Genomic DNA, 20,228 nt, shown 5'->3' with positions numbered 1-20,228 from the left:
ATGAGAATCCTAACAATCGCCCCGTTCTATAGATTTTTTATTAAGGACTTTACAGAGGCACTTTCTAAACATGTGGACAAGATAGATGTGTTAGTCCACCACAACTACCTTTCCGAGCTCGCTCCGTATATGCCCTTCTCTTACTTCAGGCACGTTGAGAAGTTCTCCAGGAAAAACCTTGTGGATTTGACTGGACTCCCTCCCAATGTCAGAGTTCACGTTGTTTCTACGGTTTACTTCACGCCAGACGGGAGGAACACTAAACTTGGTGACAAGCTTGCCAAGCTCTTTGACCGTTATATTAAAAGGCACAAGATTGAGTTTGATTTAATTCACGCCCACTTCACATGGCCTAGTGGATATGCTGGTGTGAAGGTGGCGAGAGAGTATGGAGTTCCGTCCGTAATCACTATTCACGAGAATAGAGACTGGTTTCTTAAGGAATATAAGTCCAGAAATGAAAAAATCTACTGGGCTTGGAGGAACGCAGATGCATTGATACGGGTTAATAAAGTGGATATTCCACTCCTCAGAGAGTTCAACAGGAACGTTTTCCACGTTCCCAACGGTTTTAACCCGAGGAGGCTACCCTTTGTTGATAAGGGGATGGCGCGAAATCATTTGGGGATACCTAAGGATACCAAGGTGCTTTTTGGCCTTGGAAACCTGATAGAGCGGAAGGGCTTTCACTACCTTATCGATGCAATGTCCCTTGTTGCTAAAGAGCGCAGAGATGTTGTGTGCTTCATTGGCGGAAGCGGCCCACTAAGAAACACACTACAAAATCAGATAAATAAACTCGGCCTTCAGGAGCACGTGAAACTGCTCGGCTTCGTCCCAGATGACCAGCTTGCCCTCTGGATGAATGCCGCTGATTTGTTCGTCCTGCCGAGCTTGAGCGAGGGGAACCCCACGGTGATGTTCGAAGCTTTGGGAGTTGGCCTGCCATTCGTTGGGACTGCAGTTGGCGGTGTCCCCGAGATAATAACCTCCGAGGATTACGGTTTGCTGTGCCCACCAGCTGACCCTGAGTGCCTCGCGGAGAAAATTTTAATAGCCCTTGAAAAGGAGTGGGACAGGGAGAAGATAAGGAAGTATGCGGAACAGTTTACTTGGGAGAATATTGCGAGACAGATTATAAGAGTTTGCTCAGAAGTGACAAGGTGAAATATTATGGATCAAATCCCTACTATTCAAAGAGTGAACATATGTTTGTTTGGAATCCTTCTCTTGATAATAAGTATGGTGATCTTTTTGCCAAATTCTCCTGGATATGCATATGGTCCTCACCATATTGCAAATTTGTTTCTGCCGAATTTTGGATTGAACTTTGAGTATTCAACACTTCCATATTATGCTAGATCTGTGCTCACTCAATACGCGCTAAATAAAGCAATACTTATCCTAGTGGCTGATGGAGATCCTCTAATATTAAGCAGAATAGTATATTTGCTATCGGTTCTTCTTAGAATGCTTGCATACTTAATACTACTCACACTATTGCAATTTAAAGACAAGAGATTGGACAAAAGCATGGTGGTCGGTCTTTCGATTTTATTTGCAATCACAATTTCATGGCCAGGAGTTCCCCTGATGCTAATCTCCATGATTTTATGGTCGCTTATCAAAACTCCAAGTCATTTAAAAACATCGATACTTGGTGTCCTATCCTATTCTGTTCTATCTCTATACTGGCATAGTGCGGGGATGATAGGGTTCTCTTTGGTAGTGTCTTATATCATTATTAGTCTGGCTTTTTCAAGCAAGAGAAATATGATGCGGAGTTGGGGAATCTACACATATGTCCTGATAACTGTTATATCATGGATTTTCATTAGAGGGCTGACCTATGGAGGTGCCTTTCGTAACTTTGTCATTCTTGTTAAAAATCTATCAATCCAATATATACTTATAGGATTATTTTCTAAAGGCAACTTTATACCGAGGGAATACATATTTAGTTCTAAATTTTTTGTTCCTGGTGAAGTGATCAGTTTAGGATTGTATTCTTCTTATATAATATTAACACTAGCATCTCTTTGGATTTTATATCAAAACATCCAGAAGATAAACAAAACCTCCATTGATAAAAGCATCGTTGCCTTATTAGCAATCATATTCCTTGGGAATATCCTATTCATGGCTGCATACTTTTCAGCAACTTTTATATTTCCTCCAGTTGTATTCCAAACATTGCTCTATCCCCTTATTGTTGTGTACCTACTCGTGGATTCGTACTCACCGAAGAGCATCACCAAATTGACATCGCTATTCTTAGTGGGGATGCTAGTTGCATCTTTCGGAGCAGGAACACTCCAGATTATGTATACTGACACATTTGAAGATACTAGGGGTGAGACTTCGTTTTATATATACTTCCCGAGTATAGGGTGGATTTCTCACCATACACATAACATCCTCATAGTCTCCGATGGTAACACTGGAGGGTATCTCCAGATAATCCTCTCAAAATACCACTTATATGAAATATCAGAGATTAGAATATTTAAGTGGGGAATAACTCTCGGAATCTACGAGAAGCTCGTTAAAGGAAAGTACAAGAACGAGAAGTCACTACTGGTTGTAAACACTTTGCTCTTTAAAAAGCATCTAAGACTGGTATCCCTGCAGGCGTGGAATAGGTTTAAACCGCTCCCTTTAAAGGTTTATATTGTACGAAACAATCTTTCAATGATTTACAATGACAACAACATAGTTGTCCTGTACTGAGGTGGTCGGCATGCCTTCCCCAAAAAAGGTTGTCATCATTGGTCTTGATGGTGCGAACAAAACAACTGCAAGGCTTGTTGGAATAGATACAGAACTCCATGACTTTATATCAACCATACCCCCATACACTCCCCCTTCATGGACATCGATTCTTACTGGGGTAAATCCTGCTAAACACGGTATTATAGGTTGGCAGAAGGTTGATCTAGAGCGCAATAAAGTTAGTTTATTTACATCCCTGGATGTTAAGTACCCCCGCCTCTCGGAGATTTTAGATATAGCAAATTTGAAGAGTGTTTTAATAAACCTCCCTATGACATATCCATTCAATGGGATTAGGAAGAGAGAAAACACTATTATTATCTCTGACTGGGCCGCTCCAAAGCAGGCTATTTTTCCCCAAAAGTTGGAGGAGAAATACAGAGAGTATCTTATTGACCCTCCCCATGAATGGGCCAAATACGGGAAGAAGGAGTATCCCAGAAGAGTCAAGGAATATACTGAGACTCGGATGAACCTTTACTATGATCTACTTGAGAGAGACGACTGGAACTTATATTTCATCGTTTTCAGCGAGACGGATTGGTTTTCCCATATATTTCCCGAGATACTGGAAGGTGAAAACACCCACATAGTCACCCCAACTTTCAAGTTGATACGTGAATTCATCGAGACGGCAAAATCAATGGCGGATTTCCTGTTTATAGTTAGCGATCATGGCTTTGAAGTTAAGAACAAGGTCTTTTACGTAAATGAGGTCTTGGCAGAAAATGGGTTCATAAGATACAATAAAACCAAGGCCCGGATTGTGAATATTATCAAAAACAACGTTCCAAAGGAAATATTGAACAAGGTTCTCACCAAAGCCGGAAAATCTGCAAGTGTTGTCAGTTACATAGCACAAAAGGCGGATGCATTCATGGTGGAACCTGCTAACTGGGGAATTTACGTGAGAGACAAGAGTCAAACTCCTAAAGTCAAAAACGCTCTGAAAAAATACGATGAAATTTTTGATGTCATTGAATTTAAACTGCTTCACAAGGGACCATACTTGAAGAGAATGCCTGATCTTATTGTAATCCCCAAAAAAGGAGTCGAGTTCTCCCATGAACTTAAGGGAAAGATAACTGAGAAGACATGCAAGGGTGATCATGAGATACACGGAGTATTCTCTGTATATGGAGAGCAGGTAAAAGAACATATTGAGTTTGAGAAACTTCCTCGGGTATATGACATCGTTCCAACGGTGCTTCATATATTTGGACTGCCAATTCTAGGGGACATAGACGGAAAGGTTTTAGGGGAGATTTTTGAAGAAACTTCAGAATTCGCAAAGAAGAAACCCAAATACGTAGATTTAAGCTACTATGGCATAAAACAGGAAAAGATAAATCAAAAACATTTCAAAAAATTAATCAAAATAATATGAGGAGGGAAGCATTTTGAGAGTGATCCTCATAATGCCGTATACGAGTAATCCCTCATGGGGTGTCGAAAACGTTGCATATAACATCGTGGAAGGGCTTAAAAAAATCGAAAGAGACTTGGAGAGAAAAGATATTTCAATTACAATTGTCTCGGATAAAGGGAACTCACCTAGACCAAAAACTGAAAAACTAAGTTCAAGGCTAGAATTAATATCTTATAAGTTGCTTCCGCCGATAACTTTCTTTGGGGATGTAGAGAATGCGTTTATGGCTATCAAGTATCTCAAGAATCACATAATAAATGCTGATATTGTCCATAGTCATGATGCTCTTTTCTCTCTTCAGTTCACGAAGTTGTATCCTAAAAAGCTACTCATCCACCATTTCCACTCTATGGCTCGGGATATAGTCCCACTTATTAACTCGACGTATCTAAAATTTTCCTTTATTATTCTTGATTATAGACTCAGAGCATTAGCTAAAAGTCAAAATATAAGATATGTGGCAATTTCTCAGTTAGAAAAGAAAGATATCAATACGTTTTTTGGAATTCCATTGGAACACATTAGTGTAATTCACAATCCAATTTCCAGTGATTTTTTTGAAGTTAATAAAAATGAGGAGAATGGAGTGATATTTTTCCCCGCAAGATTAATTCCTAGAAAAAATCATCCAAACCTAATAAAAGCTCTTGGAATACTAAAATCAATGGGCGTTTCTAATTTTAGGCTTATTCTTACCGGGGTTCCTGAAGATATGCAATATTATGAAGAAATCTCACATCTTATTAGTAAACTTAAATTGCAGGAAAATGTTATGTTTCTAGGAAAAATCTCTAGGAAAGTCCTACTTCAATATTATTCAAAAGCTTCTATTGTAGTTATCCCATCATTTAGAGAAAATTTTTCTCTTATTGCGATAGAAAGCATGGCAACAGGAACGCCCGTTGTTGCATCCCCTGTAGGTATTGTTCCTGAGGCAATAATTCCTGGGAAAAATGGATTTATAATAAACCCAAGAGATCCAAAAGACATAGCAGAAAAACTCAGAATATTGCTTGAAGATAACAAAAAACGCAGAAGTATGGGAAAAAATGCTAAAAAAACAGCAGAAAAATGGAGAAGCAAGAACATTGCTAGAGATCTGATAAAACTGTGGGAAGGAATCTCATGAACAAATTTCCGGCTTAGAGTCGGACTATAAAAGGAACAGAGATAAGTACTAGTTTATGGCCGTTAAGGAGCGGACGGGGCGTTTTTAGAATAATTTCAGGAGTAGAGACTGGCGTAAGATTCACAAGTTTGTTTTTCTGTTTGCTTTCTGGTATAATTTTGTTAGGACTCACTCCCGGTTTAGTGGGCCGCCTGGTGATATTGCAGAATGGCTTCAGTAGGTGATGCCCCAGTTATCCTGACAGTATCAAGGGGGTCATAGCAACTCTTTTAAGGTTCATTATGACTTTAATACCATAGTGGATGATATAATAGTAGCAGGAGGAGTTGCAATGACAATAAAATTAGTGTTTAATGGATATTATCGATCAGGAACCTCCATAATGTGGTGGATAATAAAGCGGAGCAATCCTGAAATGCTTCACTTATATGAGCCTTTAGAGCCTAAATGGTTAGAAAAACTAAAAAATTATAAGAAAGAAGGTTATCATTTTGATTCACCCTTGCCCATTTGGGAAGACTATTATCGGCCAGAATTTCAAAAAATTAAGGATGAATATATACGGGCTTGGTTAAATATTAAAAAGCGATATACAATGGATATCCTCCCAAGAGACATACGTGAAGTAGCACCTCTGCTTGATATCTTAGAGAACATTTCTACTAATGTTGTTCTTCAGCCAAATAGATTCCACTTGATTTTGAAGGATGTTTCAGAATATTACAACTTGCGTTTTATTCATATAATCAGAAATCCAATCGATATATGGTTTAGCCATTCTCTCAAACCTCTAACTCGATTGAGCAAAGTTAGAACCAGATATGTCTTGATTAAGCCATTTGTCAAACATATTTCAAAAGTTTTATACAAACGTAGGGATTCTAAAGTCACAAAGTGGCTAATTCTACACTGGCCCAATTTAGAGGCTACAAGAAACGCCTTTTATCTAGACTCCCTCCATAGGTTAGTCTCTGCTTATTTCAAGTTCCCCCCTGCGAAAAATAATCTTGACAAGTTGCTAATTAATTGGACACTTCTCAATCATAGCGCTTGGCAACAAAGTAAATCTGGAAAAGGGATGATCATATACTATGAAAGCCTTGTCAAATCTCCTGAACGTCACTTTAAACGTATGGAACAATTTACTCACATTAAGTTTAACTTAGAATATGCTAAGGAGCTAACTCCAAGATCCATTACTGAATCTGAGGAATTAAGGGAAATATTCATACAAAGATTGGAAAAATTGGAATTATTGGACTTGGTCGAGGAAATGTACCCCCCTGAGAACTGGTTCGGATGAAAGTTGCCATTGTCATGATTGAGTATTAAACAAACCTCCTTAAAACCTTCTTTATTATCCCCAAATTCACTCCCACCCTCTTCTCTATCGCCAACAACAACTCAACATCTTCTTTATCAACACTCCTGCTTAAGAGCACTAAGAAGAAGTAAACTCCCAAGAATATAACTAAAATTGGAATCGCATACCATATGTTCGGCACTCTCAAGTGCAAGCTCTGAATTAACCCCAATAAAACAAAACTAATAACCAAAGGCTTCACGTAGTTCCAGCTGAAGGGATGAATCTTCGTCTTTTGATAGAGCCAGAAAGACCTAAACACATTGGCGACAAAATAGGAAACGGCAGTGGCTACAGCCGCTCCAACCATTCCATACTTAGGTATGAGCAAAAGGTTCAGCACGATATTGAAAATGACTGCAAAAGAATTACCGATCATGTTAAGCTTTGGCTGCCCTATAACTGTCAAACTCATACCATTCAACCCCAAGAAAGTGTGGAACATAAAACCTAATGCTAAAATCCGAAGCGCCGGAGCCGCTGAAGTATACTTAACTCCAAAGAAGAACCCTATCGTGGCCTCTGGGAAGAGGAACATCACGCTAAAAATGGGCAAAGTCAATAAAAACACCCACTTGGTCAGAATCTGATAAACCCTCTTTAACTCTCCAAGCTTCTCCTGGGCGTAAAGCTGAGATGCTATTGGAGCATACAGGAAGGCCGCAGAATTCAGGAATATTGGAAGCAACCTAGCTATGGGAGAGGCAGTGTTGTAAAGTCCCACAACTTCGGAAGATTTGTAATAGCCGAGCATCAGGGTGTCGGCCCACGTCATTACGAAACCTAAAATTCCCGTAAACAACAGGGGAAGGGAGAAAACTATAAGCTCTCTTCCAAGCCTTAAATCCAGCGAAGTCCTGAACTCAAAGAGCTTAATTCTCCAAACATCAAAAGTTAATGCCAGAAACGTAAGAACCTGAGCAAGGACGTAAGCAAAGAACACGTAAGTGAAGGGGAAATTTAAGAAAGCCCCTAAGGCAATGAAAACCAAAAACGCAGTCGGATAAACTATGTTCTGGAAGTAAACCTTCTCCCTGACCCTGCCAAACCCCCTCGAAATTGAAACTATGGTTCCAATTAAAGCTGAAAACGGCAGAGCAAAGGCCACTATTTTCAAAGCGTAAGCTAACCTTTCTTCGTTGAAAACCTGGGCAACGTTCCCGGCCCCGAGGATTAAAATTACCGTCCAGATAATGCTGTTCAGCGCCACAATTATCAACGCCGTTGAGATCAAATCCCTAACCCTTGAAGGCTCCCTCTCTTTATAGAAGGCAACCTCCCGTGGGAGGGCATTTTGAAACCCAAGCGTTGCCACAACGAGGGCAATGCTCAAGACGGTCAATGCCAAATTAAACACTCCATACTCCCCGGTGGAAAAATACCTCGCGATTATTGCTCTACTCAAAAACCCGAAGAACATCGAGATAACCGTTCCCGCAAAGACAATTCCCGTTCCCCTCGCAATCTTCTGCAGAGCCTCACTTGCTTCGCTCATGGGATCACCTCGTTGACTCATTTGACTCATGGTTGACTCATATTTGACTCATGATGAGTCTTTAGTTTATACCTACCTTTTTCAACACGCTCGAAAATCCCCAATTTAACCAACTCACTTAAATCCCTTGTTGCCGTCTGTCTTGAAACCTTAAACAGTTCTTGATATTCTTTATTTGTTATACTGCCTTTCTCCTTCACATAGAGCACGGCTTTAATCTGCCTTTCACTCAAACCTAACTTTCTCAAATGTTCTTCAGTATAAATATCCTTCCTCAAAAGAACCACAAATCCCCCGGCCTCCTCTCTAAACTCAGGTTCAGGTAAGCCGCTCTCCAAACAGAGGCGGACTATCTTAAACGTCCCCGTCCCCCACCTCTCGATCAGTCCGGCATAGTAGAAAACCTGAGCAATTTTGGGGTTCCTCAGCTTGGATGGGTGCATTTCCTTTTTCAAGTCTTCAAGGCTAATCCCCTCCGGCAGCTTCCCGGGATTCCAGATCCAGATGAAGTCATCAAAGATCTTAATCTGCACGTTGCTCGGGTCGGTGTAGTCCCTGTGAATCAGGGCGTTTATTATGGCCTCTCTAAGGGCATCTAAGGGATAATCCCAGACTTCCTTTCTCCTCAGTCCACCTTCAAACTCGTACCTAACTCCAATGTGACCCATTATAATCCTCATAGCTTCCTCAACCTGGGTAAAGAGATTCCCCCCAATCTCCTTATCATCTATAATTGTTATTGGATCCTTAAAGCGCCCTATTCTGACCTTGGCCTGGATATAATACCTCTGCGGCTCTTTTCCAAAGAGCAGTAGTGCAGCGTTGGTTATCTTTCCATCTTCCAAAAGCCCCAGCTTATCGAGAATTGACTCAACGTCCTCGTTTTCATTGATGTATGGCAACCTATTTCTAGCCATATGAACAAACTTTCTGATAGTTTCCTCATCCAGATCTTTTAACGTTGCAGAAGATGGCAGAGAATCCCACGTGACCCCAGATTTCTGAAGGAAGAACCTCTGCAAATCCTCCCAGCCCATCTCAACGGTCTGAGCTCCAACCCTTTTATAATACCTTCCCCTAAATGAAATTGGGACGGGTGATTTAGAAACTTCAATGATGATAACTTTTTTTCCACCAATCTCTTCAGCCTTTATGGAGGGGTTTATTCCAAGATTGTGCCTTATTGACCTGGCTAAACTATCTAAGTCCCCAGAAAAGCCATAAATGTTTCCATCATCGCCAACACCGAGAAGCAAAATTCCACCGTCAGTGTTAGCAAAGGCTGACAAAGTCTTATACACAGAATCATTCAGCTCCCGCTTAAACTCCAGAGTTTCGCTCTCACCTTTCTTAATCAGGTCACTAACATCCATACGGTTCACCCAACATTTTGATGGAGTTATCAGTTAATAAGTTTTCAGCATAACGGGAAACACTCCCCGTTTCTCTGGCAATCCTCTGCCGCTCGCTCATAAGGTTCACCTTGTTGACTCATTTGACTCATAGTTGACTCATATTTGACTCATGATGAGTCTTTAGTTTATACCTGCCTTTTTCAACACGCTCGAAAATTCCCAATTTAACCAACTCACTTAAATCCCGTGTTGCCGTCTGTCTTGAAACCTTAAACAGTTCTTGATATTCTTTATTTGTTATGCTACCCTTCTCCTTCACATAGAGCACTGCTTTAATCTGCCTTTCACTCAAACCCAGCTTTCTCAAATGTTCTTCAGTGAAAACGTCCCTGTAGAATGTGACCTGAAACCCTCCAAAGACTTCCTCAAACCTGGGCTCTGGCAGATTATACTCCCTTAATGCTCTCAGAATCCTCTCTATGCCGCTGCCCCACTTTTCAATGTAGCCAAAATAGTAGAAGACCTTAGCAATAAGCTTGTTTCTCGGTCTCGAAGGATGGGGCTTGTACAAATCTTCAATCTTCAACTCGAAAGGCAACCCTCCGGGATTCCAGAATATTATTCTATCGTCAAATATCTTTATCTGTATCTCATCAGGTTCTGCGTAGTCCCTGTGCGCAATGGCATTGATTACAGCTTCCCTCAGCGCTTCCGGAGGGTAATCCCAGAGCTCTTCTCTCTGCGCTCTCCCCCCAATTTTAAACCTAATGTTTATGTGCTTCCTTATGAACTTCAGAGCTTCCTCCACCTGATTAAAGAGGTTTCCATCTATTGCTATTTCGTCTTCAATCTCGTTTCCCCTGAACTTCGCAATCCTCACGAGGGCATGTGGAAAGTATTTTTTGAGGATCATTTCCAAAAAGGAGAATTAAAGCCCTTGTTGGCTTCCCGTCGCGAACAAGCTCAAGCTTTTTCAGAATTGTCTCCAAATCTTCTCCTTCGAGCACATTAAGCCTTCCTCTGTTTTTGGCGACTTCAACAAATTTCCTAACTGCTTCAGAATTAACCTCCTCTAAACCTGCATTGACCGTGAGGTAATCCAAGCTGTGCCTTATGCTCTTATAATAAAGTTCCGCTATTTCTCTGGCATTCAGCCTTTTGTTTGAACTGCCGGCCCTTAGATAGGCCCTGCCCCTGAACATGACCGGCTTTACTGGGTATTCATCAATCTTTATGCAGAGGACTTTTTTACCTTCAATTTCTTCAACTTCAAGCTCTGGTATCACAGGTGGATCTGTATTTTGAGAAATTTTATTTGCCCAGTCTCTTAGGGTTTCTCTACCGATTTGAACTCCAGCAACAGTTCTATCATTTCTAACTCCAACTAATATCACGCCGCCTCTTTTATTAGCAAAAGCAACTGCTGTTTCCATTATCCCATTAAAGTCAAAATTTTCTTTGAATTCTATCTCTTCGTTTTCGCCAATCAATATTAACTTTTTAACATCACACATAGATACGCCCTCCATTCACTCATAAATGCTGTTTTGTCTATAACTTTTTTTGGGCTTTAAATTGAGCTTGGATCGCGTTCCTGACAATCCTCTGCAGAGCCTGGCTTGCCTCGCTCATTGAGCTCACCCCTTTAAGCTTTCTTTCAGCTCGCTGATAACGAACAAAAACTCCTCTCTATCAAACACTATCCCCAGCTCACGTGCTACCGAAGCTAAGAACTCCTCATTTTCCTTGAAATATTGAACTACCCAATTCAGGTCAAATTTTTCCTTGGAGTACAGCAGTTTAAACACCTCAAAGTCCAGCTCTTCAGGACTAACAGCCAATACATAAATATCCACTAGGTCTTTCAACTGCTTTTGTCCCCGGTACTTGTTTTTCTCTATCAGAAACTTCATTGACAAGATAACCTCAGGAAGGGCAACCCTAAGGCCTTCAATTTCATCGTAAAGTTCTTTTTCAAAAACTATTTCAACGTAAGGATGTGTAAAGCTTATTGGACTTATCTTTTCGTCCCATAAGATGTCCAAAAACAGTTCCCTGAGCTCATATGGAGGAATCCGTTTGGACTCCTCAAAACATATCTCCTTTAATCCTCCGTCCAGTGTTTCGTGATAATATTTAATATACCTAAAACCAACTGGCGTAAAGTTATTAGCCAGTAAATGTTTTTCAATAGTCCTAAAATTTTCCTTCAAAGCAACAAAATCAATATCTAGAGATGGAAGGGATCTGCTCCCCAATTTCTGAGCTTGAAGGTAAGTTGCCCATCCTCCAACTAACACAAGCTTCTCTTTCAGTTCTCTGCCAACTTTCAGCATCCACTCATAGGATTCCCTGATTATCGGGTTAACCCAACTCCTCACCGCTATCTCTTCCACTTTCCATCTCCTCCAGCAGTTCCTCAACAGTTCTTGTATATATTCCCTCCCCCAAGGCATCAGCAATAATCTGCTCAATTACCGGCAGTTTATACCCTCTCATGGTTATCGTGTAGTTAAAAATATCCTCGTCATAGGAGTAGAACCTGATCGGATAGCCCTCTCTTTTGATCCCAATCTGCTTTAACCTATCGAAATCATCTTTTTTAATGTACGCCGTTCCAAAGCTTGGCTCCAGAACCTTTCCAAGAATCCACAGTGCCGACGTCCCGGAGAACACCACAAAGTCCCTGACCTTTTTCGGCCTCACCCTGTAGGTTATCCCCTTAATGACCTGGAATATCTTCCTCTTTTCCTCTCCCCAAGTATAGAGGAGAGCCTTTTTGTCAACAACCTCTATTCTCCCTGTCTCCAAAATTATCGCACCATTGCTCTCCAATGATCTAAGGATCCTGTAAAGGTAAGGCCTGTTAACCTTAAACTTGAGCAAAAGCTCTTTGACAGAAGTTTCCCCTTTAACCGCCAACTCCCTCAATATCTTCTCCTTCAGTATTGGAGCCCTCATATTGTATCCTTTGTATGCTATACTTTATAAAGTTTAGGATACAAATGATACACTAAAATAAATTCAGCAAAGACAATCCCCGTTCCTCTAGCAATCTTCTGTAAAGCCTGGCTTGCCTCGCTCATGAGGTTCACCTTTTTGCATCTTTTGCATCATTCTTGCTTCATTTTTGCATCATTTGAATCACATACTTTATCCCATAGACACGTCCTCCATTCACTCATAACTGCTGTTTTGTCTATAACTTTTTGGTTTTAAGATGGAGGGGCAGTCTCTCCGCAGCGTACCTGTAGATAGGATCTGAAAACCTGTAGACCCCTATGTCGTCCTTGACCACTGCGAACAGCTCACCTGTGAGGGCCTCCAGAAGCCTGCTGAGGGTGTCTTTTGAGATTCCAGTTTTTTCCAGCTCCCCCCAGGTGGCACCGTAGGTTAACCTCTTAATTACCTCCCTTGCCTTCGGGCTCCTTCCCTCCAGGAAGTGCTCTAGCTCCCTCAGCGCCTCATTCACAGCTTTCTCAAATACCCTCTGCACTGCTTCTTCATGAGATGCCCCGAGGCATCGCCTGAGTCCATAAAGGTTTAACCAGCCGGGCAGTGTCCCAAGTCTCCAGAGTGCGTCTTGAATCTCCCTTTGGGTGAAATCCACGCCACACTTCTCGAAACCCTTTCTCAAAAACTCCGCCGCAACCCATTCAGGCCAAGGGGGGAGGAGTATTTCAATCGGTGGCCTTCCATAAAAACTGTCCCTGTGAGTGGCCTCGAACAGCTTTTTGACGACACCCGCGTAGGAGCCCGTAAATATTACCAGCAAGGAATCATTTTCATTAAATGCAGTAGCCAGGGCTTTTAGAAAGCTGTCCACACCCTGTTTCACATTCTGGACTTCATCGAGTATTAGTATTGTGTTCTTCAATGAAAAAAGAGCATCCTCCAGCGCATTTTTAGCAGCAGCATTTTCTCTGAGCCTTACACCGCCACCTGTGCCCCCGGCGGAAAGAGAAACCTCGGCAATATACTTGGTGAGTGTTTCAAGAATTGATTTTGGCAGTCTGCCCAGTATCTTCTCCGTAGCCTGGCGGGAGGCTTCAGTGTTCCTCAGGTCAACAAAAATTACCCTGTATTTCATTTCCCCCGCAAAGGAGTTGGCACCAGCCAGTGCAAGGCTTGTTTTTCCTGCCATTCTTGGCCCGAGAATCGCCACCCAGCTTTTGGCATGAAGAGCGTTTACCAACCTGTTAAGCTCCTCAGAACGTCCAAACAGCCGGCTTTTATCTTTCCTGGGTCTCTGGTCGAAAAATGATATGCCCCTCTCCATCTTGTGTGCCATTCTGATACCCCCCGAACTGGTTCGGGGGGTATTGTTCATAAGTCTTTCGTTTGGGCAATCGAAAAACATCGAAATTACCGTCCGGCAAAGACAATCCCCGTCCCTCTAGCGATCTTCTGCCGCTCACTCATGAGATTACCTTTTTTGCATCTCTTTCCCTAATTTCGTTTTCTATTACCCTGAGAACATCTTCAAGTGTTATTTCATGTCTATCAGTGTGCTTATGGTGAAGAAAAACTTAGCAACTATTCTGCTCTTTTCAAGCGATTCTAACTCCCTGAGCATCCTCAATCTCCTTCAGCTTTTTCTTTAGTTCCTTAAATGTTTTAACATATGCCCTCCACTCAATATAATCATCCCAAGCCTCAAAGTCTTCCTCTTCTTCTTTGAGTCTTTTTTCAAACTCCTCTAATGAACAGTTATATTTGCGTTCAAACATTTTGATTCTCTCTCTAATTGGAGCAATCTCGGATATAAGCTTCAGCTTTTCGTAAGTTTTGAGATCTTTCTTGGAAATCACGACTTCCATAAAACCCACCAAATTACAATAATACTAAGGTTATGTAGGTTATTCTATGTACACTATTCCCAGCCCAATTTCTCTCGCCACATCCCTTTGTCTTTTATCACTTGTAATCAGTTTAGCCTTTAAATTTCTTGCCTGTGCTAAAAATAAGCTGTCATAAATGGGAATGTCATAACCTACGGCAATTTCCAAAGCTTCCCGTAAATATTTCTCACTTGGCTCTAATATTACCACTTCCTCTTCTATGAGTTTTCTCATCTGCTCGTAAAGTCCTATGGCTTGTTCTCTCGTTATTAGCCTGTACTTTTTCATGTACTTCCATATCACATTCGTCGTCTCAATGATCAACATATCTACGGCATGTGGCTCTAAGCAGGGATCTAAGTAAGGGATTACTTTTTCCCAGTTCTCTTCCTTTAATAAAAACTTTGAAAAAGCTGAGGAGTCAATGACTATCACGATCCTCCCTCACCAACTTTTGTGCCGTTCCTTTTGGTGCCTCGGGCAAGGTTTGGATGTAAGCTATAACCTCTTGGAGGGCTTTTCTCTTTTTGTATTCTTTAATCCTCTTTTTTATGAATTCCCTAATCTCCTTGCTCCAGTTGATCTCACCTTTTAACTTATCCATTTCATGCTTAATTTCCGGCGGTACGCGAATACTAATAACATTTCCCATGTAATTCACCTAAGGAGATATTTGTAGTGCAGATATATAAACATTATGCATGCTTACTTTTCTTTTTATATCTTACACTTTGGGAATTGTGCTCCTTCAAATATTCCTCCAAAGCCTCTTTCCAAGGCCTCATCTTTAAGCCGAGCTCTTCAAGCCTCTTATTCTTCAACGCCGAAAACCTCGGCCTCTTCGCTAATCTTTTGAGCTCGCTTGACTTTATCGGCTTAACCTCAACATCCCACCCTAGAATCTCAAATATCGCCTTTGTGAATTCGTACCACGAGCAGAAGCCTTCGTTCACCATGTGGTAGACGCCAAACTCCGGCCTCAACTCCAAAAACTTCTTCAAAGTCCTTGCAACGTCCTTCGTGTAGGTCGGGCTCATGAATTGGTCATCCACTACTCTAATCTCTTCTCCTCTCTTGGCCTTTTGAATCATGAACTCGACGAAGTTTCCGCCCTTCCCGCTCGCCCCGGCCTTTCCGTAAAGACTTGCAACTCTAACGATGTAGTGCTTTTTGTAGTAATTCTTCGTAAAAATTTCACCAGCGCACTTGCTCAAGCCGTAAACATTTATTGGGTTTGGTACATCTTCCTCGGTGTAGGGTTCTCCTTTGCTTCCGTCAAAAACATAATCCGTGCTGATGTAAACATTAACTGCATCTATTTCGCTCGCAACCCTCGCAACGTTCAAGGCTCCTATGGCATTAACTTGAAATGCCTTCTCAGGGTAGAGCTCAGCATCGTCAACCCTAACATAAGCTGCCGTGTTAATTATAACATCTGGCTTGAGCTCCTTCAAAATCTTTAAAGTCTCGGGAACGGTAACGTCAAGGTCGGCATGAGTTAATGGAATAACTTCAAAGGAAGAGTCCTTCCCAAAGACTTCAACCAAATCACTTCCTAGCTGTCCGTTCGCCCCGATTATAGCCACTCTCATGGTAAACCACCAAGTAGTAACCATTTATTTCAGAGTATTGGTATCAATCACAATCCGTATTTTTTCTTTCTTTCCTTCCATGTCTTTTCCTTTATTCTCTCCAGTACCTCCAAATCTTCCTCAGTTAGTCCGACCTCTTGCTTGGCCCTCTCAAAAAGGGCCCATTTTGGACATCTAATCTTAGTCTCTGCCATGGGAATTCTCTCCTCTTAATTTTCTTTAGATGTAGAAAGATAAAAAGGTTGTGGAGTACGGAGGAGCGTGCATTACTGTTTATGAAGACCTAAACTTCCCACTCCTCATAAATATCAGCCTCAATCTCACCGATGCTTTTCCTCTTTCCCTTTAAAATCCCAAACGTCTTCCTGAAATCGGCTCTTGAAAGCCTTTTCATTAATCAACTTTGCCTCCTTCTCCAAGAGGGACTTAACGACGTCCTCCATGCCGTCTGGGACATCAATCGTGATTATAATTTTGCCCATGTTTTTCACTATCCTTAAAATACACTATCCAACGTACTCCGCTTTGATTCCAAGCTTTTTTGCAATTTCCCACTGCCTTTCATCGCTCGTTAAAAGGCTGTCGTACTTCTTCGCCTGAGATAGGTAAAGTGCATCGTAAATTGGAATTCTCTCCTTAATTGATATCCTCATAGCATCCTCAAGGTAGCTCTCAAACGGCTCAAAAATTACAACGTCCTCTTTAAGCCTTTTCAGGGCTTTGAACATTATTTCAGCTTCTTTGTCCGATACTACTCCGTAGAGCACATGGTGCTTCCAGATGGCGTTTGAAACCTCAGCCAAAGCCAGTGTCAGGGAATGCGGGTCATTCAGGAGATACCCTCTAACCTCCTTCCAGTTCTTCTCCCTCAGGATGTACTTGGCGAGGGAAGATGCGTCAATTGCTATCACGGTCATCCCTCACGTACTTTTTTGCAGTTCCCCTTTCAGCTTCCGGCAAGCTTGCGAGCATCGCATCAATTTCCTCTAATGCCTTCTCTCTCATGTATTCTTTAACTTTGGCTTCAATGAATTTTCTAACCTCCTCACTCCAGTTAATGTCAACCTTTTTCATCTTCCTCTTAAGTTCGGGGGGAATCCGGAAGCTGACAACCTCCATAAACAACACCCGAATACATTATCGTATTACAAAAATATAAACGTTTCGTATTCAAAACACCTCTCCTCTCTCAATAAGCTCCTTTAACGTCGGCCACTTCCTATCCTTCTCTGAAACTATCGGCTCGTCAATGGGCCAGTCTATACCTATATCTGGGTCATTCCATATTATGCCTCCCTCATACTCGGGAGCATAAACGTTATCGACCTTGTAAACGACCTCCGCAACGTCACTTAACACCACGAAGCCGTGGGCAAAGCCCCTAGGGATGTAGAGTTGCCACTTGTTGTGCTCGGAAAGGATAACGCCAACGTATTTGCCAAAAGTTGGCGAATCCTTCCTCAAATCAACGGCAACATCGTAGATTACTCCCCTAATGCATCTCACGATCTTTGCTTGAGCATAAGGCTCGCGCTGGAAGTGCAAACCTCTAAGAACACCATACTTGGACTTTGAGTGGTTGTCCTGAATAAAGTCCCCCTTTATGCCAGCCCTTTCAAAATCGGGCTTTTTGTAAGTTTCCATGAAGAAGCCCCTCTCGTCTTCGAAGACCTTTGGCTTGATTAAAATAACATCGGGAATCTCAAGCCTCTTGAACTCGAAGGGCATTGTTATCACCTTTTAAGAAAATTGGGTCTCTCCTCCAAGTTCTTTTAATTCTTTCGAGTCCGTAATACTTGGATACATCCAACTCAACTTTGATCCTGACTTTTTGACCGTCTTTCAGCTTTAGTTTCTTTAAGGGCTTGAGGACCCCATTCTCATAAACAGCTTCAACGATGATTGGCATTCTTCTCACCATTACATGTTTTAGGGCACTTCCATTTAAATCTCTCGGCCAAAATGGTTGGGGGTAGAGAATCGAGGCAGGATATTAATCCAACCATTCAAGGGCCTTGTGCTGAAGCTCCACTGAGGAGTACTTGCTCCTTAGCTCGCCTAAAGCTCCCCTCCACGTGAGCTTAAACTTTTTTCTGAATTCCTCGTCTTCCTTTTCGATTTCATCCAAATCCACCTCATCGAGGAGTTCGTTCAGCTTCTCCGCAGCTTTGACCGCTTCAATATATTCCTTTATCTCCTTACTGATTCTTCTTTTCTTTACCTTACTTGGAAGAATAACCTCAACTTTTAAGTCCTTTATTCTTCTTCCACCAGCTCGATGTTTATCTTGACTTTTTCGAGGTCTTCTTCACTCAATCCTTCTTCTTTAAGACATTTCAAAATAATCTGCCTGATCCCCTTTTTAATCTCCTCAATGTTTACCGTTCTGGTTATCCGCTACTTTTAAAACATGTGAAACTATCGTAGCGGATAACCTTCCCTCCTCCCGTCTTCATCGGAGGGCTTTCGGGGGGAACGGTTACACCCCACATCTTCAGGGCCCTCAAAGAGATATTCCAACTCCCAACAACGTCCCTATCGGCTTCAAAACCACAGTTCAAACACTTCAAGACCCTGTGCCCATTCGGGCTTAACTTCCCCCCACATACCGGGCACAGGGAAGAAGTATGAGCGGGATTAACGAAAACGACCATAACACCCTTCAGTTTAGCCTTATACTCAATGATTGACTGGAGTTTGCGAAAACTCCACCTGTGAAGCCTGCCATTCATTACGGCAGAATACCTAATTGACTCCCTAATCTCAGTCAAATCCTCAAGAGCAATGCCACCGTATTTTTCAGCCAATTCCACTATTTTGTTTGCCAGCTTATGATAAAGGTCGTTCAGCCTGTTCCTTTCTCTTTCGCCGTATTTTTCGAGAAGTTCCTTTCTTTTCTTCCCACTCCTAATCTTCCGCTGAATTTTTCTCCTCTTCAGGAAGTAGCCCGTCCTAATCTCCCGCTCGTGCGTGATGATTTGAACGAACTCCCCATTTGGAAGAGAGAGCGTAACATTGTTCTCGTTCAAGTCAATGCCAACAAATGCTTTAGGCGCTCTAACTTCAACCTCTTTCGAGAAGACAACGTTTAGGAAAACACCCTTCGGCGTTCTGACTAACCACGCCTGCCCAACCTTCCAGTCCCTGAATTTCTCGTGATACTTGGCTGGATGGAACTCTAACTGTATTCTCCCTTTTGAAGTGGAAACTTTCACTACTCCCTTTTCAAGGTTGAGTTTGAACAAGTGATCATCCAGCATGACAACTTCTTTTTTGAAAACAGGCTTTCCATTAGCTTTTCCTTTCCTCTTTCTCTTCCTGTAGCTTTTGTAAACTGCGGTAGCCATCTGACAAGCCGTGTAAATGTAGTGGCTCGGTAGTTCTGGGTATCTTTCACGTAGGCTTTTGTAGGTTTCCTTTTTGAGCCTGTAGAAGCTGGTTATGTTGTTCTCGTGAGCGTATGAGATTAGAAAATTCACTATTTCACGGTAAACAGAAAAGAGGTCATCTAATCCTTTAGGGGTTTCCTTGAGTTTAAATTTTGCAGTGAGTTTAATCGTCTCTGAGGGCATTCTTTACCGCCTCGACGAGGCGCTTTTTCTTGTGAGAGCGCATCCCATAAAGCTTTCCAGCGAAGGAAGTTACAATAGCCAGCAAGTCTTCTACGAGTTCTTTCTCTGGAGTTTTTTCTTCATCATCAAAAATGACTTCGATTTCAACACCGTGGGAGTTGAAGTATTGTTCGAGGTACTTGAAGCCAAAGCGTGTGAGTCTATCCCTGTATGTTATTACCACTTTGGTTATCTCCCCGCTTTCCACGAGTTTAAAAAGCTTTTTCAAGCCCTTCCTGTTTTCATTCAAGCCTGATGAAATGTCCGTGAGGATTTTTGTCACTTGGTATCCTTTGGTGGAGCAGTAGTTTTTGAGGTATTCTACCTGTCTTTCAAGGTCTTCTTTTTGGTCTCTGCTTGAAACTCTAGCGTAAATAACAACTTTGTCAGGAAGTTTACCTTCAAGAAGTCTCAGAACTTCGCTTTCTGGAATCCTAAACTCTCTCCCAATTTGGTATGCTTTTATTTTTCCTGCTTTAATCCAACGCCGTACTGTCATTGTTGAAACTCCAAGCCTTTTGGCAACCTCACCAGTTCTATAAAGCCTCATTATTTCTCCTCTAATCGTGGTTATGTGTGGAAAGTATTTAAATGTTTCGCTAGTTGCTATCTATTAAACAGCCCATCGGGAAGCTTGAACT

The 20,228-nt window shown here is 41.8% G+C and carries 25 protein-coding genes and 1 pseudogene; 6 read left to right on the top strand and 20 right to left on the bottom strand.

All coding sequences use genetic code 11. The features are described 5' to 3' along the window. The 6 genes and pseudogenes from NF865_RS02225 to NF865_RS02200 all read left to right on the top strand — a co-directional run bounded on the left by NF865_RS02225 (nucleotide 1) and on the right by NF865_RS02200 (nucleotide 6,633). A complete protein-coding gene (locus NF865_RS02225; protein ID WP_253304995.1) occupies nucleotides 1-1,167 on the top strand; it encodes a glycosyltransferase in 1,167 nt (388 codons plus the stop codon). A gap of 6 nt (nucleotides 1,168-1,173) precedes the next feature. Then, nucleotides 1,174-2,730 carry a hypothetical protein gene (locus NF865_RS02220; RefSeq protein WP_253304994.1) on the top strand — a complete coding sequence of 519 codons (1,557 nt, stop codon included), beginning with the start codon at nucleotides 1,174-1,176 and terminating at the stop codon, nucleotides 2,728-2,730. Nucleotides 2,731-2,740: 10 nt separating this feature from the next. Then, on the top strand, nucleotides 2,741-4,159 hold the full coding sequence (locus NF865_RS02215) for an alkaline phosphatase family protein (protein WP_253304993.1): 1,419 nt from the start codon (nucleotides 2,741-2,743) through the stop codon (nucleotides 4,157-4,159). A 19-nt stretch (nucleotides 4,160-4,178) separates the two neighbouring features. Beyond that, on the top strand, nucleotides 4,179-5,330 hold the full coding sequence (locus NF865_RS02210; RefSeq protein WP_253305714.1) for a glycosyltransferase family 4 protein: 1,152 nt from the start codon (nucleotides 4,179-4,181) through the stop codon (nucleotides 5,328-5,330). Between the two features lie 52 nt (nucleotides 5,331-5,382). Continuing rightward, nucleotides 5,383-5,550, top strand: a pseudogene (locus NF865_RS02205) (IS6 family transposase); the annotation flags it as partial. Nucleotides 5,551-5,628: 78 nt separating this feature from the next. Further along, nucleotides 5,629-6,633: a hypothetical protein gene (locus NF865_RS02200; RefSeq protein ID WP_253304992.1), complete on the top strand. Its 1,005-nt coding sequence runs from the start codon at nucleotides 5,629-5,631 to the stop codon at nucleotides 6,631-6,633. A gap of 25 nt (nucleotides 6,634-6,658) precedes the next feature. On the opposite strand, the gene NF865_RS02195 is transcribed toward NF865_RS02200, so the two are convergent. The 20 genes from NF865_RS02195 to NF865_RS02105 all read right to left on the bottom strand — a co-directional run bounded on the left by NF865_RS02195 (nucleotide 6,659) and on the right by NF865_RS02105 (nucleotide 20,137). Further along, nucleotides 6,659-8,188, bottom strand: a complete 1,530-nt coding sequence (locus NF865_RS02195) for a flippase (protein WP_253304991.1) — start codon at nucleotides 8,186-8,188, stop codon at nucleotides 6,659-6,661. Between the two features lie 26 nt (nucleotides 8,189-8,214). Beyond that, nucleotides 8,215-9,561, bottom strand: coding sequence for an AlbA family DNA-binding domain-containing protein (locus NF865_RS02190; RefSeq protein ID WP_253304990.1), 1,347 nt, complete (start codon nucleotides 9,559-9,561; stop codon nucleotides 8,215-8,217). A gap of 127 nt (nucleotides 9,562-9,688) precedes the next feature. Next, a complete protein-coding gene (locus NF865_RS02185) occupies nucleotides 9,689-10,456 on the bottom strand; it encodes an ATP-binding protein (protein WP_253304989.1) in 768 nt (255 codons plus the stop codon). Further along, the gene (locus NF865_RS02180; RefSeq protein ID WP_253304988.1) at nucleotides 10,389-11,072 is read right to left on the bottom strand and encodes an AlbA family DNA-binding domain-containing protein; all 684 of its coding nucleotides are present in this window, start codon (nucleotides 11,070-11,072) and stop codon (nucleotides 10,389-10,391) included. Before NF865_RS02180 ends, NF865_RS02185 begins: the two co-directional genes overlap by 68 nt. A 108-nt stretch (nucleotides 11,073-11,180) precedes the next feature. Next, on the bottom strand, nucleotides 11,181-11,939 hold the full coding sequence (locus NF865_RS02175; protein WP_253304987.1) for a hypothetical protein: 759 nt from the start codon (nucleotides 11,937-11,939) through the stop codon (nucleotides 11,181-11,183). After that, nucleotides 11,908-12,504, bottom strand: coding sequence for a hypothetical protein (locus tag NF865_RS02170; RefSeq protein WP_253304986.1), 597 nt, complete (start codon nucleotides 12,502-12,504; stop codon nucleotides 11,908-11,910). The genes NF865_RS02175 and NF865_RS02170 overlap by 32 nt, the downstream gene beginning before the upstream one ends. A 238-nt stretch (nucleotides 12,505-12,742) precedes the next feature. Continuing rightward, a complete protein-coding gene (locus NF865_RS02165; protein WP_253304985.1) occupies nucleotides 12,743-13,834 on the bottom strand; it encodes an AAA family ATPase in 1,092 nt (363 codons plus the stop codon). 259 nt (nucleotides 13,835-14,093) lie between these two features. After that, on the bottom strand, nucleotides 14,094-14,363 hold the full coding sequence (locus NF865_RS02160) for a hypothetical protein (RefSeq protein WP_253304984.1): 270 nt from the start codon (nucleotides 14,361-14,363) through the stop codon (nucleotides 14,094-14,096). Between the two features lie 39 nt (nucleotides 14,364-14,402). After that, nucleotides 14,403-14,819 carry a type II toxin-antitoxin system VapC family toxin gene (locus NF865_RS02155; protein WP_253304983.1) on the bottom strand — a complete coding sequence of 139 codons (417 nt, stop codon included), beginning with the start codon at nucleotides 14,817-14,819 and terminating at the stop codon, nucleotides 14,403-14,405. Next, nucleotides 14,806-15,036 (bottom strand): type II toxin-antitoxin system VapB family antitoxin, encoded by a 231-nt coding sequence (vapB, locus tag NF865_RS02150; RefSeq protein WP_253304982.1) that lies wholly within the window; start codon nucleotides 15,034-15,036, stop codon nucleotides 14,806-14,808. Before vapB (NF865_RS02150) ends, NF865_RS02155 begins: the two co-directional genes overlap by 14 nt. 43 nt (nucleotides 15,037-15,079) lie before the next feature. Then, nucleotides 15,080-15,976, bottom strand: coding sequence for a dTDP-4-dehydrorhamnose reductase (gene rfbD / locus NF865_RS02145; RefSeq protein WP_253304981.1), 897 nt, complete (start codon nucleotides 15,974-15,976; stop codon nucleotides 15,080-15,082). Between the two features lie 47 nt (nucleotides 15,977-16,023). Further along, nucleotides 16,024-16,170, bottom strand: a complete 147-nt coding sequence (locus NF865_RS02140) for a hypothetical protein (RefSeq protein WP_253304980.1) — start codon at nucleotides 16,168-16,170, stop codon at nucleotides 16,024-16,026. A 126-nt stretch (nucleotides 16,171-16,296) separates the two neighbouring features. After that, nucleotides 16,297-16,458: a hypothetical protein gene (locus NF865_RS02135; protein ID WP_253304979.1), complete on the bottom strand. Its 162-nt coding sequence runs from the start codon at nucleotides 16,456-16,458 to the stop codon at nucleotides 16,297-16,299. A 24-nt stretch (nucleotides 16,459-16,482) separates the two neighbouring features. After that, nucleotides 16,483-16,887, bottom strand: a complete 405-nt coding sequence (locus NF865_RS02130; RefSeq protein WP_253304978.1) for a type II toxin-antitoxin system VapC family toxin — start codon at nucleotides 16,885-16,887, stop codon at nucleotides 16,483-16,485. Beyond that, entirely contained in the window at nucleotides 16,874-17,095 is a 222-nt protein-coding gene (gene vapB / locus NF865_RS02125; protein WP_253305713.1) for a type II toxin-antitoxin system VapB family antitoxin, read from the bottom strand. Before vapB (NF865_RS02125) ends, NF865_RS02130 begins: the two co-directional genes overlap by 14 nt. Nucleotides 17,096-17,146: 51 nt before the next feature. Next, on the bottom strand, nucleotides 17,147-17,704 hold the full coding sequence (rfbC, locus tag NF865_RS02120) for a dTDP-4-dehydrorhamnose 3,5-epimerase (RefSeq protein WP_253304977.1): 558 nt from the start codon (nucleotides 17,702-17,704) through the stop codon (nucleotides 17,147-17,149). After that, entirely contained in the window at nucleotides 17,679-17,885 is a 207-nt protein-coding gene (locus NF865_RS02115; protein ID WP_253305712.1) for an antitoxin AF2212-like protein, read from the bottom strand. The genes rfbC and NF865_RS02115 overlap by 26 nt, the downstream gene beginning before the upstream one ends. An 84-nt stretch (nucleotides 17,886-17,969) precedes the next feature. Further along, a complete protein-coding gene (locus tag NF865_RS10370) occupies nucleotides 17,970-18,104 on the bottom strand; it encodes a hypothetical protein (RefSeq protein ID WP_301281860.1) in 135 nt (44 codons plus the stop codon). Nucleotides 18,105-18,366: 262 nt separating this feature from the next. Next, nucleotides 18,367-19,548, bottom strand: a complete 1,182-nt coding sequence (locus NF865_RS02110; RefSeq protein WP_253304976.1) for an RNA-guided endonuclease InsQ/TnpB family protein — start codon at nucleotides 19,546-19,548, stop codon at nucleotides 18,367-18,369. Continuing rightward, nucleotides 19,529-20,137, bottom strand: a complete 609-nt coding sequence (locus NF865_RS02105; RefSeq protein ID WP_253304975.1) for an IS607 family transposase — start codon at nucleotides 20,135-20,137, stop codon at nucleotides 19,529-19,531. Before NF865_RS02105 ends, NF865_RS02110 begins: the two co-directional genes overlap by 20 nt. Nucleotides 20,138-20,228 lie beyond the last annotated feature (91 nt).

The organism is Thermococcus aggregans, assembly GCF_024022995.1.
GTDB lineage: Archaea > Methanobacteriota_B > Thermococci > Thermococcales > Thermococcaceae > Thermococcus_A > Thermococcus_A aggregans.
This window is presented reverse-complemented; position numbering and strand designations above follow the sequence as displayed.

Coding starts and splice junctions, on each gene's coding strand:
- NF865_RS02225 (WP_253304995.1), top strand. CDS start 1: ATGAGAATCCTAACAATCGCCCCGTTCTATAGATTTTTTATTAAGGAC.
- NF865_RS02220 (WP_253304994.1), top strand. CDS start 1,174: ATGGATCAAATCCCTACTATTCAAAGAGTGAACATATGTTTGTTTGGA.
- NF865_RS02215 (WP_253304993.1), top strand. CDS start 2,741: ATGCCTTCCCCAAAAAAGGTTGTCATCATTGGTCTTGATGGTGCGAAC.
- NF865_RS02195 (WP_253304991.1), bottom strand. CDS start 8,188: ATGAGCGAAGCAAGTGAGGCTCTGCAGAAGATTGCGAGGGGAACGGGA.
- NF865_RS02190 (WP_253304990.1), bottom strand. CDS start 9,561: ATGGATGTTAGTGACCTGATTAAGAAAGGTGAGAGCGAAACTCTGGAG.
- NF865_RS02185 (WP_253304989.1), bottom strand. CDS start 10,456: ATGATCCTCAAAAAATACTTTCCACATGCCCTCGTGAGGATTGCGAAG.
- NF865_RS02180 (WP_253304988.1), bottom strand. CDS start 11,072: ATGGAGGGCGTATCTATGTGTGATGTTAAAAAGTTAATATTGATTGGC.
- NF865_RS02170 (WP_253304986.1), bottom strand. CDS start 12,504: ATGAGGGCTCCAATACTGAAGGAGAAGATATTGAGGGAGTTGGCGGTT.
- NF865_RS02165 (WP_253304985.1), bottom strand. CDS start 13,834: ATGGCACACAAGATGGAGAGGGGCATATCATTTTTCGACCAGAGACCC.
- NF865_RS02160 (WP_253304984.1), bottom strand. CDS start 14,363: ATGGAAGTCGTGATTTCCAAGAAAGATCTCAAAACTTACGAAAAGCTG.
- vapB (WP_253304982.1), bottom strand. CDS start 15,036: ATGGGAAATGTTATTAGTATTCGCGTACCGCCGGAAATTAAGCATGAA.
- rfbD (WP_253304981.1), bottom strand. CDS start 15,976: ATGAGAGTGGCTATAATCGGGGCGAACGGACAGCTAGGAAGTGATTTG.
- NF865_RS02140 (WP_253304980.1), bottom strand. CDS start 16,170: ATGGCAGAGACTAAGATTAGATGTCCAAAATGGGCCCTTTTTGAGAGG.
- NF865_RS02135 (WP_253304979.1), bottom strand. CDS start 16,458: ATGGGCAAAATTATAATCACGATTGATGTCCCAGACGGCATGGAGGAC.
- vapB (WP_253305713.1), bottom strand. CDS start 17,095: ATGGAGGTTGTCAGCTTCCGGATTCCCCCCGAACTTAAGAGGAAGATG.
- rfbC (WP_253304977.1), bottom strand. CDS start 17,704: ATGCCCTTCGAGTTCAAGAGGCTTGAGATTCCCGATGTTATTTTAATC.
- NF865_RS02115 (WP_253305712.1), bottom strand. CDS start 17,885: ATGCCAATCATCGTTGAAGCTGTTTATGAGAATGGGGTCCTCAAGCCC.
- NF865_RS02110 (WP_253304976.1), bottom strand. CDS start 19,548: ATGCCCTCAGAGACGATTAAACTCACTGCAAAATTTAAACTCAAGGAA.
- NF865_RS02105 (WP_253304975.1), bottom strand. CDS start 20,137: ATGAGGCTTTATAGAACTGGTGAGGTTGCCAAAAGGCTTGGAGTTTCA.